Raw genomic sequence first — 11299 nt, 5'->3', positions numbered from 1 at the left:
TTGGGTGGAGCGGACAATCCAAATGGTGAATTACTGTCTTATATCATTGGCGCTGACACGGCTGCCTGATGCGTAATCCTGCAACACCAGTTTCGCTCCCTGTAATGCCTGCCAGGGTACATAATCTTCCGCAGCCAGAGAACTGTCGCGATGGCAAAGCAAGAAGAAAGGCTCGGAAAGGATCGCTTCACATTGCAGATCGCCCACTGGACCGGGATCGATAACGATGCCAAAATCGACATCTCCCTGGCGAATACTTTCCATCCCCCACTGCTGCGGACGATCGTGCAGGACAAACTGAATATCTGGATAGCGGCGATGGCTTTCAGCAATGCATTGCGGAATAAGATGCGCGGAAATGGTCTGGCTGGCAGCGACCCGAACTTTTCCGCTCAGTTGTTGCCCCATACGCCCAGTATCACGCAACGTGCTGTTCAGTTCATCCAGCAGTCGCTCAAGACGCAAAGCCAACTGCTGCCCTGCATCTGTAAGCACAACTTCACGCGTGGTTCTGTCCAGCAGGCGAACACCAGTATGATTTTCCAGCTCCTTCACACTGTGGCTCACCGCCGACTGGCTCAGGCCGATACGCTCCCCTGCACGGCTAAAACTTTTCTCCTGCGCGACTGTGACGAAAACCTTTAATTGTTTTAAAGAATAATTCATCTATTTTCTTCATGAATGGATGCAATAAATCAATTTTATTTCTCAAACTGGAAGAAGCACAATAGAACCATCGATCATCTGGAGTCTTTATGAAACTTTTTCGTATCCTCGATCCTTTCACCTTAACCCTGATCACGGTGGTGTTGCTGGCTTCCTTCTTTCCGGCCAGAGGCGATTTCATCCCCTTCTTTGAAAATCTGACCACCGCAGCTATCGCCCTGCTGTTCTTTATGCACGGCGCGAAGTTGTCGCGTGAGGCGATTATCGCGGGCGGTGGTCACTGGCGACTGCATTTGTGGGTGATGGGTAGCACCTTCGTGCTGTTTCCGATTCTGGGCGTGCTGTTTGCCTGGTGGAAACCGGTAAATGTCGACCCGATGCTCTACTCCGGTTTTCTCTACTTGTGCATTCTCCCCGCTACCGTGCAGTCTGCAATCGCCTTCACGTCAATGGCGGGCGGTAACGTCGCGGCGGCGGTTTGTTCTGCGTCGGCATCCAGCCTGCTGGGGATTTTCCTTTCGCCATTGCTGGTTGGCCTGGTGATGAACGTTCATGGTGCAGGGGGCAGCCTTGAGCAGGTCGGTAAAATTATGCTGCAACTGTTGCTGCCGTTTGTGTTGGGGCATCTTTCCCGACCGTGGATTGGTAACTGGGTGTCGCGCAATAAAAAATGGATTGCGAAAACTGACCAGACGTCCATTCTGTTGGTGGTTTATACCGCATTCAGCGAAGCCGTCGTTAATGGTATCTGGCATAAAGTTGGCTGGGGATCGTTGTTGTTTATCGTGGTGGTCAGCTGCGTGCTGTTGGCTATTGTGATTGTGATTAACGTCTTTATGGCACGCCGACTGGGCTTCAATAAGGCAGATGAAATTACTATCGTCTTTTGTGGTTCGAAAAAGAGTCTGGCAAATGGCATCCCGATGGCAAACATACTGTTCCCTACATCGGTGATCGGTATGATGGTACTGCCATTGATGATTTTTCATCAGATTCAATTAATGGTCTGCGCGGTGCTGGCGCGTCGATACAAGCGCCAGACCGAACAGTTACAGGCACAGCAGGAAAGCAGCGCCGATAAAGCTTAAAGCGGGCGTTTCAGGGGCTGGACCAGTTGCGTCAGCCCCTCGGTTTTAATCAGCAGCGTGATTTGCATTAGCTCACCGAGTTTCCCTGCCGGGAACTCATCTTTGCGGGCAAACCACAGCAGATATTCCTCCGGCAGGTCGATTAAGCGACGCCCTTTGTACTTGCCAAACGGCATTATCGTATTGGCTATTTCTATCAGCTGCTCTTTTTCCATCTCAGCTACCCAGCAAACGCAGCATTTCCGCTTCATCGATCACTTCAATGCCCAGTTCCTGAGCTTTCGCCAGTTTAGAACCTGCTGCTTCTCCGGCAATCACCAGATCGGTTTTCTTCGAAACGCTACCCGCCACTTTTGCACCCAGTTCGATCAATCGGGCTTTGGCATCGTCACGCGACATCTGGCTTAAGCTGCCCGTAAGCACCACGGTTTTACCGGCAAACGGACTGTCGATCTCTTCCGCGTTGATAACGATCGGCGCAGGCCAGTGAACGCCTTCTGCCAGCAGTTCGCTGATGACATTGCGGTTACTTTCTTCGGCAAAGAAGTTGTGAACGTGAGATGCCACCACAATCCCAACGTCTGGCACTTTTTGCAGCTCTTCAATCGAGGCAGATTCCAGCGCTTCCAGCGTACCGAAGTATGCCGCCAGACCCACTGCGGTGGCTTCGCCTACTTCACGGATACCAAGAGCATAGAGGAAGCGGGCAAAAGTGGTTTCTTTCGCTTTTTCCAGAGCGTTAACCACATTTTGCGCCGATTTCGGCCCCATTCGCTCCAGTCCAGTAAGTTTACCTGCGGTGAGTTTGAACAGATCCGCTGGCGTGTGGACGTACTCTTTCTCAACCAGCTGATCGATGATTTTATCGCCCATACCGTCAACGTCCATCGCGCGGCGGGAAACAAAGTGTTTCAGCGACTCTTTACGTTGCGCACCACAAATCAGGCCTCCGGTACAGCGGGCAACCGCTTCACCTTCCACACGCTCGACGTCAGAACCACATACCGGACAATGCGTCGGGAATACAACCTCACGGGTATCTTCAGGACGTTCAGAAAGCACGACGTTCACCACCTGCGGGATCACGTCGCCTGCGCGGCGAATCACCACTTTATCGCCAATGCGTAAACCAAGACGTTCAATTTCGTCAGCATTATGCAGTGTGGCGTTACTCACCAGCACGCCAGCAACATGGACAGGTTCCAGACGTGCAACAGGCGTAATCGCGCCAGTACGCCCAACCTGAAACTCGACGTCACGCACAAAGGTCATCTGTTCCTGCGCCGGGAATTTAAACGCTACCGCCCAGCGCGGGGCTCGCGCGACAAAGCCAAGCTGTTCCTGCTGCGCCAGTGAGTTGACCTTAATTACCACGCCGTCGATATCAAAGCCCAGCGTCGGACGGTCTTCTTCCACTTTGTGGTAGAACGCAAGCACTTCTTCTGCCGATTCACAAAGCGTTACCCGATCGCTGACCGGCAACCCCCACTTTTTAAATTGCAGTAAACGGCCAAGATGAGTATCGGGCAGCTCACCACCTTCCAGTATGCCAACGCCATAGCAAAAGAAAGTCAGCGGTCGCTTCGCTGTGATTCGCGGATCAAGCTGGCGCAGAGAACCAGCCGCCGCATTACGTGGGTTAGCAAACACTTTCCCGCCCGTGCGCCGTGCGTCTTCGTTAATCTTCTCGAAACCCGCCTGCGGCAGGAACACTTCACCACGCACTTCCAGACGCGCCGGGATATTTTCACCATGCAGTTTTAACGGAATGGCACGAATAGTACGGACGTTAGACGTGATGTCTTCCCCGGTGGTGCCATCACCACGGGTCGCGGCACTGACTAAAACGCCATTTTCATACAGAATACTGACAGCAAGACCATCCAGCTTCAGCTCACAGCACCAGGTTACTTTCTCGTTGCTTTTCAGACGGTCCTGCACACGTTTGTTGAAAGCAAGAAAGCTTTCTTCATCAAAAACGTTATCCAGCGACAACATGGGCACTTCATGACGGATCTGGCTGAAAGCCGCCAGCGGCGCAGCACCTACACGTTGCGTAGGCGAATCAGGCGTAATCAGTTCCGGATGTTTGGTTTCCAGCTCGCGCAACTCGCGCATCAGCCTGTCGTATTCAGCGTCGGGAATTTCCGGCGCATCCATCACATGATAAAGATATTCATGATGGCGAAGCGTCGTTCGCAGTTCTGTCAGTTGTTGTTCGATTGATTCCATATCGCACCATCAATGCTAAAAACCCCCGACAAGCGGGGGTTTGAAGAGGAGTTAATTTGCCTTAAGTGTATCAGGCGTTGGCGTCTTTGACTTCGCGGATAATGTCCTGGTACTCGCGCAATTTCTGCGGAGTCATCATACGACGCTGATCGTCAAGCACTACGCCGCCCACTTCATCGGCAATATGCTGCGCAGATTGCAGCATCAGCTTGAAGTTCTGCAGCTCGTCACCGTAAGACGGTACTTGCATAAAAATAGTGACACCCGGAGTAGTGAAATCCTTCATTTCAGGATCGAAGGTTCCCGGTTTCACCATATTCGCCAGGCTGAATAACGCCGGGCCACTGCCATCCGGGCTAAGATGACGATGGTAAATATTCATATCGCCAAAAATGAAGCCCGCTTGTTGAATGCTGTTAAGAAGCTGTTCACCGTTTAGCTCGCTACCGTGATGCGCCGCGACGTTCATGATAATCACCGCTTCTTTGCGCTTCGGTTTATCCATAACTGGAGCCGGTTCCGCAACAGGCTCAGGCTGTGGTGCCGCTACGGGTTCTGCAGGCTGGAAAGCCTGTTGTGCCGGTTGCGGCGCTGACGCAACCTGTGGCGAAACGGGCTGCTGCACCGGCTGTTCAGGCTGCGGCTGATAGGGCGGTTGCTGCCCCGGCTGCGCTGGACGCGGAGCATGTTGCGGCGCTACCTGCGCTTCAGGCGGCTGCTGGACCGGTTGACGCGGCTGCGCAGACGCATAAGGCGGTTGGTACTGGTGTTGCGGCGACGGACGAGCAGCCTCATGCTCCTGGGCGTTAGCCGGGGCATGATTTACGCGGTGAACACGAACCTCACCAACGCCCTCATCATCTTCGACATCCTCGTCATAAGAATCGTCGTCACGTTTTGACTTCATTCGTTTTAATGGCCGATCGCGAAACATAGAAGACCGTTCTTTACGGCTGGTCCAGAAACCATGTACCAGTAAAGCGATTATGGCGATCGCGCCAACAATGATTAATATCAGACGCAAATCCTGCATCATTATATTCTCTGTTGTTCTAACACCTTGCCACCACGGCAAACATTTACTCACTAAGAGTATTTGCCGATTACCTCAAGTGCAAGTGCACGATTAACTTTCACAGCACAAAGATAGAGGAAATCGTGCTTTTTGCTGTTTTTTCGAACATATCCTAACTGTCCATTGCGCAATTACCCGGTAAAATATGCAAAATTTTCCTGGGATTGGTCAAAAGGAGCTCATCCTGATTATGGTTTCATCATTCACATCTGCCCCACGCAGCGGTTTTTACTATTTTGCGCAAGGCTGGAAGCTCGTCTCACAACCAGGGATTAGGCGTTTCGTTATTTTACCGCTGTTGGTCAATATTTTGTTGATGGGGAGCGCATTCTGGTGGCTCTTTACGCAACTTGATGTCTGGATCCCCACTCTCATGAGTTATGTTCCGGACTGGTTACAATGGCTGAGCTATCTGTTGTGGCCTCTGGCAGTCATCTCTGTGCTGTTAGTGTTTGGCTATTTCTTCTCAACGATTGCTAACTGGATTGCCGCTCCGTTTAATGGTTTATTGGCTGAACAACTGGAAGCACGATTGACAGGCGCGACACCGCCAGATACCGGCATTTTCGGTATCATGAAAGATGTGCCGCGAATCATGAAACGCGAATGGCAAAAATTTGCCTGGTATTTGCCTCGCGCAATGGTATTGCTCATTCTTTACTTCATCCCTGGCATTGGGCAAACCGTCGCGCCGGTACTGTGGTTCCTGTTTAGCGCATGGATGTTAGCCATCCAGTATTGCGATTACCCCTTCGATAACCACAAAGTGCCGTTTAAAGAGATGCGCACCGCCCTGCGCACACGCAAAATTACCAATATGCAGTTTGGTGCTTTAACCAGCCTGTTTACGATGATCCCGCTGATTAATCTGTTCATCATGCCCGTTGCCGTTTGTGGCGCGACGGCGATGTGGGTCGATTGCTATCGCGATAAACACGCGATGTGGCGGTAACAATCTACCGGTTATTTTGTAAACCATTTGTGTAAAATAGGGGTGGCTTATGCCGCCCTTATTCCATCTTGCATGTCATTATTTCCCTTCTGCATATAGATATGCTAAATCCTTACTTCCGCATATTCTCTGAGCAGGTATGCTACCTGTTGTATCTCAATTTCATACAGTTAAGGACAGGCCATGAGTAAGATTTTTGAAGATAACTCGCTAACTATCGGTCACACGCCGCTGGTTCGCCTGAATCGCATCGGTAACGGACGCATTCTGGCGAAGGTGGAATCTCGTAACCCTAGCTTCAGCGTTAAGTGCCGTATCGGTGCTAACATGATTTGGGATGCCGAAAAGCGCGGCGTGCTGAAACCAGGCGTTGAACTGGTTGAACCAACCAGCGGTAATACCGGGATTGCTCTGGCCTATGTAGCTGCCGCTCGCGGTTACAAACTCACCCTGACCATGCCAGAAACCATGAGTATTGAACGCCGCAAGCTGCTGAAAGCGTTAGGTGCAAACCTAGTGCTGACCGAAGGTGCTAAAGGCATGAAAGGCGCAATCCAAAAAGCAGAAGAAATCGTCGCCAGCAATCCAGAGAAATACCTGCTGCTGCAACAATTCAGCAATCCGGCAAACCCTGAAATTCACGAAAAAACCACCGGTCCGGAGATCTGGGAAGATACCGACGGTCAGGTTGATGTATTTGTTGCTGGTGTTGGGACTGGCGGTACGCTGACCGGCGTCAGCCGCTATATAAAAGGCACCAAAGGCAAGACCGATCTCATCTCTGTCGCCGTTGAGCCAACCGATTCTCCAGTGATCGCCCAGGCGCTGGCAGGTGAAGAGATTAAACCTGGCCCGCATAAAATTCAGGGTATTGGCGCTGGTTTTATTCCGGCCAACCTTGATCTCAAGCTGGTCGACAAAGTCATTGGCATCACCAATGAAGAAGCTATTTCTACCGCGCGTCGTCTGATGGAAGAAGAAGGTATTCTTGCAGGTATCTCTTCTGGAGCGGCTGTTGCTGCGGCGTTGAAACTACAAGAAGATGAAAGCTTTACCAACAAGAATATTATGGTTATTCTACCGTCATCGGGTGAGCGTTATTTAAGCACCGCATTGTTTGCCGATCTCTTCACTGAGAAAGAATTGCAACAGTAATGCCAGCTTGTTAAAAATGCGTAAAAAAGCACCTTTTCAGGTGCTTTTTTGTGGCCTGCTTCAAACTTTCGCCCCTCCTGGCATTGATTCAACCTGCCGGAACTGGTATTTAACCAGACTAATTATTTTGATGCGCGAAATTAATCGTTACAGGAAAAGCCAAAGCTGAATCGATTTTATGATTTGGTTCAATTCCTCCTTTAGCGGCATAATGTTTAATGACGTACGAAACGTCAGCGGTCAACACCCGCCAGCAATGGACTGGATTGCGCTCTTCGTGCATCGCGTCTGTTAAAACTGGCGCTAACAATACAGGCTAAAGTCGACCCGCCAGGCTAGACTTTAGTTCCACAACACTAAACCTATAAGTTGGGGAAATACAATGTTCCAGCAAGAAGTTACCATTACCGCTCCGAACGGTCTGCACACCCGCCCTGCTGCCCAGTTTGTAAAAGAAGCTAAGGGCTTCACTTCTGAAATTACTGTGACTTCCAACGGCAAAAGCGCCAGCGCGAAAAGCCTGTTTAAACTGCAGACTCTGGGCCTGACTCAAGGTACCGTTGTGACTATCTCCGCAGAAGGCGAAGATGAGCAGAAAGCGGTTGAACATCTGGTTAAACTGATGGCGGAACTCGAGTAATTTCCCGGGTTCTTTTAAAAATCAGTCACAAGTAAGGTAGGGTTATGATTTCAGGCATTTTAGCATCCCCGGGTATCGCTTTCGGTAAAGCTCTGCTTCTGAAAGAAGACGAAATTGTCATTGACCGGAAAAAAATTTCTGCCGACCAGGTTGATCAGGAAGTTGAACGTTTTCTGAGCGGTCGTGCCAAGGCATCAGCCCAGCTGGAAACGATCAAAACAAAAGCTGGTGAAACGTTCGGTGAAGAAAAAGAAGCCATCTTTGAAGGGCATATTATGCTGCTCGAAGATGAGGAGCTGGAGCAGGAAATCATAGCCCTGATTAAAGATAAGCACATGACAGCTGACGCAGCGGCTCATGAAGTTATCGAAGGTCAGGCTTCTGCCCTGGAAGAGTTGGATGATGAATACCTGAAAGAGCGTGCGGCTGACGTACGTGATATCGGTAAGCGCCTGTTGCGCAACATCCTGGGCCTGAAGATTATCGACCTGAGCGCCATTCAGGATGAAGTTATTCTGGTTGCCGCTGACCTGACGCCGTCCGAGACCGCACAGCTTAACCTGAAGAAGGTGCTGGGTTTCATCACCGACGCGGGTGGCCGTACTTCCCACACTTCTATCATGGCGCGTTCTCTGGAACTGCCTGCTATCGTGGGTACAGGTAGCGTCACCTCTCAGGTGAAAAATGACGACTATCTGATTCTGGATGCCGTAAATAATCAAGTTTACGTCAATCCAACCAACGAAGTTATTGATAAAATGCGCGCTGTTCAGGAGCAAGTGGCTTCTGAAAAAGCAGAGCTTGCTAAACTGAAAGATCTGCCAGCCATTACGCTGGACGGTCACCAGGTCGAAGTGTGCGCTAACATTGGTACGGTTCGTGACGTTGAAGGTGCAGAGCGTAACGGCGCTGAAGGCGTTGGTCTGTATCGTACTGAGTTCCTGTTCATGGACCGCGACGCGCTGCCTACTGAAGAAGAACAGTTTGCTGCTTATAAAGCAGTGGCAGAAGCGTGTGGCTCGCAGGCGGTTATCGTTCGCACCATGGACATCGGCGGCGACAAAGAGCTGCCATACATGAATTTCCCGAAAGAAGAGAACCCGTTCCTCGGCTGGCGTGCTATCCGTATCGCGATGGATCGTAAAGAGATCCTGCGCGATCAGCTCCGCGCTATCCTGCGAGCCTCGGCTTTCGGTAAACTGCGCATCATGTTCCCGATGATCATCTCTGTTGAAGAAGTGCGTGCACTGCGCAAAGAGATCGAAATCTACAAACAAGAACTTAGGCTCGAAGGCAAAGCCTTTGACGAGTCAATTGAAATCGGCGTAATGGTGGAAACACCGGCAGCTGCAACAATTGCACGTCATTTAGCCAAAGAAGTTGATTTCTTTAGTATCGGCACCAATGATTTAACGCAGTACACTCTGGCAGTTGACCGTGGTAATGATATGATTTCACACCTTTACCAGCCAATGTCACCGTCCGTGCTGAACTTGATCAAGCAAGTTATTGATGCTTCTCATGCTGAAGGTAAATGGACTGGCATGTGTGGTGAGCTTGCAGGCGACGAACGTGCTACACTTCTGTTGCTGGGGATGGGTCTGGACGAGTTCTCTATGAGCGCCATTTCTATCCCGCGCATTAAGAAGATTATCCGTAACACGAACTTCGAAGATGCGAAGGTGTTAGCAGAGCAGGCTCTTGCTCAACCGACAACGGACGAGTTAATGACGCTGGTTAACAAGTTCATTGAAGAAAAAACAATCTGCTAATCCACGAGATGCGGCCCAATTTACTGCTTAGGAGAAGATCATGGGTTTGTTCGATAAACTGAAATCTCTGGTTTCCGACGACAAGAAGGATACCGGAACTATTGAGATCATTGCTCCGCTCTCTGGCGAGATCGTCAATATCGAAGACGTGCCGGATGTCGTTTTTGCGGAAAAAATCGTTGGTGATGGCATTGCTATCAAACCAACGGGTAACAAAATGGTCGCGCCTGTAGACGGCACCATTGGTAAAATCTTTGAAACCAACCACGCGTTCTCTATCGAATCTGATAGTGGCGTTGAACTGTTCGTCCACTTCGGTATCGACACCGTTGAACTGAAAGGCGAAGGCTTCAAGCGTATTGCTGAAGAAGGTCAGCGCGTGAAAGTTGGCGATACCGTGATTGAATTCGATCTGCCGCTGCTGGAAGAGAAAGCCAAGTCTACCCTGACTCCGGTTGTTATCTCCAACATGGACGAAATCAAAGAACTGATCAAACTGTCCGGTAGCGTAACTGTGGGTGAAACCCCGGTTATCCGCATCAAGAAGTAATTCTTGCCGCAGAGAAAAATGGCGCCCACCGGCGCCATTTTTTTATGCTTCCACCAGCGGTGGCAAAATCAATTCATCACTCTCATGTTGCTGGGTGTAGCGCATCACCTCCAGCACACGTAATCCCGCACTGTGTACCGCATCGGTTAACGCCTTCCCTTTCAGCAAGCCGCTGATAAGCTGAGCACAAAACAGGTCGCCAGTCCCTTTCAGGTCAGTTTTAACCCGTGAATGGGAAATGACATTCACGCTGTCGTCACTGACCACCACCACCTGCATCTCCTGATTTTCTTCATTACCGGAGGCACTGGTAATCACCACCCACTTTAATGTGTCTGAAAGCAGACTTTTGGCGGCAGCAATGGCGCTGTCGAGATCGCGGCAATTTTTACCTGTCAGAATTTCCAGCTCAAAGATATTGGGGGTAATTCCCTGCGCCAACGGCAGTAAATATTGTCGATACGCCTCGGGAAGGTCAGGTTTGACATAAATTCCGCTATCAATATCGCCAATCACCGGATCGACCATGATTAATAGGTCAGGATGGTCTTTGCGTAGCGCAGTCAGCCACTCGGCAAGGATTTTGATTTGCGATGCCGTTCCCATATAACCGGTGGTTACAGCACGAAGTTGGCGCAGCGCATCACGCTCCTGAAGCGCACGCAAATAGCCGCTAAACCATTCGTCCGGAATCGCACCACCATAGAAAGTGTCATAATGCGGTGTATTACTCAGCAATACCGTCGGCACGGCAAAGACATTCAGGCCGTTCTGTTTGATAGCAGGCATCGCAATGCTGTTGCCTACGCTGCCGTACACTACCTGCGACTGAACGGCGACGATATCCGCCTGCAGCGCCCTGCTCTTATCGTTAAACAACAACAAACTACTCATTTAATTTTTTCTCCTTGCCGATGATCCTCATCGTATTCCAACCGAAACTTTACCTGATTCTGGCAGTCAAATCGGCTATTACAAAACAAGGATAAGGTAATTCAGTGAAGAAAATCATTTGTCTGGTCATTACGCTGCTAATGACACTCCCTGCTTACGCGAAGTTAACAGCCCACGAAGAAGCCCGCATCAACGCCATGCTGGAGGGATTAGCGTAAGCGCATCATTTAAACCGTCTTTCGCCTCCCTTTCCTGTTTCCGATACTAATGTCCAT

10 protein-coding genes and 2 pseudogenes are annotated in these 11299 nt (G+C 50.3%); 7 read left to right on the top strand and 5 right to left on the bottom strand.

The window, feature by feature from the left end:
- Window positions 1-57: 57 nt before the first annotated feature.
- A pseudogene (locus A7090_RS21130) lies at window positions 58-666 on the bottom strand (LysR family transcriptional regulator); the annotation flags it as partial.
- Between the two features lie 89 nt (window positions 667-755).
- Here A7090_RS21130 and A7090_RS21125 point away from each other — a divergent pair.
- Window positions 756-1754: a bile acid:sodium symporter family protein gene (locus tag A7090_RS21125; RefSeq protein ID WP_105275417.1), complete on the top strand. Its 999-nt coding sequence runs from the start codon at window positions 756-758 to the stop codon at window positions 1752-1754.
- Here A7090_RS21125 and A7090_RS21120 read toward each other — a convergent pair.
- The 3 genes from A7090_RS21120 to zipA all read right to left on the bottom strand — a co-directional run bounded on the left by A7090_RS21120 (window position 1751) and on the right by zipA (window position 5022).
- On the bottom strand, window positions 1751-1969 hold the full coding sequence (locus A7090_RS21120; protein ID WP_000410201.1) for a DUF3820 family protein: 219 nt from the start codon (window positions 1967-1969) through the stop codon (window positions 1751-1753). The two genes, A7090_RS21125 and A7090_RS21120, sit on opposite strands and share 4 nt — an antisense overlap.
- Window position 1970: 1 nt before the next feature.
- Complete coding sequence (ligA, locus tag A7090_RS21115) at window positions 1971-3986, bottom strand: NAD-dependent DNA ligase LigA (protein WP_105275416.1); 2016 nt, start codon at window positions 3984-3986, stop codon at window positions 1971-1973.
- A 70-nt stretch (window positions 3987-4056) separates the two neighbouring features.
- On the bottom strand, window positions 4057-5022 hold the full coding sequence (zipA, locus tag A7090_RS21110; protein WP_105275415.1) for a cell division protein ZipA: 966 nt from the start codon (window positions 5020-5022) through the stop codon (window positions 4057-4059).
- Window positions 5023-5251: 229 nt separating this feature from the next.
- Between zipA and cysZ the strand changes: the two genes are divergently transcribed.
- The 5 genes from cysZ to crr all read left to right on the top strand — a co-directional run bounded on the left by cysZ (window position 5252) and on the right by crr (window position 10130).
- The gene (gene cysZ / locus A7090_RS21105) at window positions 5252-6013 is read left to right on the top strand and encodes a sulfate transporter CysZ (RefSeq protein ID WP_105275418.1); all 762 of its coding nucleotides are present in this window, start codon (window positions 5252-5254) and stop codon (window positions 6011-6013) included.
- Between the two features lie 183 nt (window positions 6014-6196).
- Complete coding sequence (gene cysK, locus A7090_RS21100; protein ID WP_105275414.1) at window positions 6197-7168, top strand: cysteine synthase A; 972 nt, start codon at window positions 6197-6199, stop codon at window positions 7166-7168.
- 382 nt (window positions 7169-7550) lie between these two features.
- Window positions 7551-7808 carry a phosphocarrier protein Hpr gene (gene ptsH / locus A7090_RS21095; RefSeq protein WP_000487600.1) on the top strand — a complete coding sequence of 86 codons (258 nt, stop codon included), beginning with the start codon at window positions 7551-7553 and terminating at the stop codon, window positions 7806-7808.
- Between the two features lie 44 nt (window positions 7809-7852).
- Window positions 7853-9580, top strand: a complete 1728-nt coding sequence (gene ptsI, locus A7090_RS21090; protein WP_105275413.1) for a phosphoenolpyruvate-protein phosphotransferase PtsI — start codon at window positions 7853-7855, stop codon at window positions 9578-9580.
- Window positions 9581-9620: 40 nt separating this feature from the next.
- Window positions 9621-10130 carry a PTS glucose transporter subunit IIA gene (gene crr / locus A7090_RS21085; RefSeq protein ID WP_000522247.1) on the top strand — a complete coding sequence of 170 codons (510 nt, stop codon included), beginning with the start codon at window positions 9621-9623 and terminating at the stop codon, window positions 10128-10130.
- Window positions 10131-10172: 42 nt separating this feature from the next.
- Here the strand turns inward: crr and pdxK are convergent, their stop codons facing one another.
- On the bottom strand, window positions 10173-11024 hold the full coding sequence (gene pdxK, locus A7090_RS21080) for a pyridoxine/pyridoxal/pyridoxamine kinase (protein ID WP_105275412.1): 852 nt from the start codon (window positions 11022-11024) through the stop codon (window positions 10173-10175).
- A gap of 104 nt (window positions 11025-11128) precedes the next feature.
- Between pdxK and A7090_RS26780 the strand changes: the two are divergent.
- A pseudogene (locus A7090_RS26780) lies at window positions 11129-11239 on the top strand (hypothetical protein); the annotation flags it as partial.
- Window positions 11240-11299: the final 60 nt, after the last annotated feature.

The sequence above is a fragment of the Escherichia sp. MOD1-EC7003 genome (genome assembly GCF_002965065.1).
Lineage (GTDB): Bacteria > Pseudomonadota > Gammaproteobacteria > Enterobacterales > Enterobacteriaceae > Escherichia.
The sequence above is the reverse complement of the archived record's forward strand: the minus strand, read 5'-3'. Positions and strand labels throughout refer to the sequence as shown.

Coding starts and splice junctions, on each gene's coding strand:
- A7090_RS21120 (WP_000410201.1), bottom strand. CDS start 1,969: ATGGAAAAAGAGCAGCTGATAGAAATAGCCAATACGATAATGCCGTTT.
- ptsH (WP_000487600.1), top strand. CDS start 7,551: ATGTTCCAGCAAGAAGTTACCATTACCGCTCCGAACGGTCTGCACACC.
- pdxK (WP_105275412.1), bottom strand. CDS start 11,024: ATGAGTAGTTTGTTGTTGTTTAACGATAAGAGCAGGGCGCTGCAGGCG.
- zipA (WP_105275415.1), bottom strand. CDS start 5,022: ATGATGCAGGATTTGCGTCTGATATTAATCATTGTTGGCGCGATCGCC.
- crr (WP_000522247.1), top strand. CDS start 9,621: ATGGGTTTGTTCGATAAACTGAAATCTCTGGTTTCCGACGACAAGAAG.
- cysK (WP_105275414.1), top strand. CDS start 6,197: ATGAGTAAGATTTTTGAAGATAACTCGCTAACTATCGGTCACACGCCG.
- A7090_RS21125 (WP_105275417.1), top strand. CDS start 756: ATGAAACTTTTTCGTATCCTCGATCCTTTCACCTTAACCCTGATCACG.
- ligA (WP_105275416.1), bottom strand. CDS start 3,986: ATGGAATCAATCGAACAACAACTGACAGAACTGCGAACGACGCTTCGC.
- ptsI (WP_105275413.1), top strand. CDS start 7,853: ATGATTTCAGGCATTTTAGCATCCCCGGGTATCGCTTTCGGTAAAGCT.
- cysZ (WP_105275418.1), top strand. CDS start 5,252: ATGGTTTCATCATTCACATCTGCCCCACGCAGCGGTTTTTACTATTTT.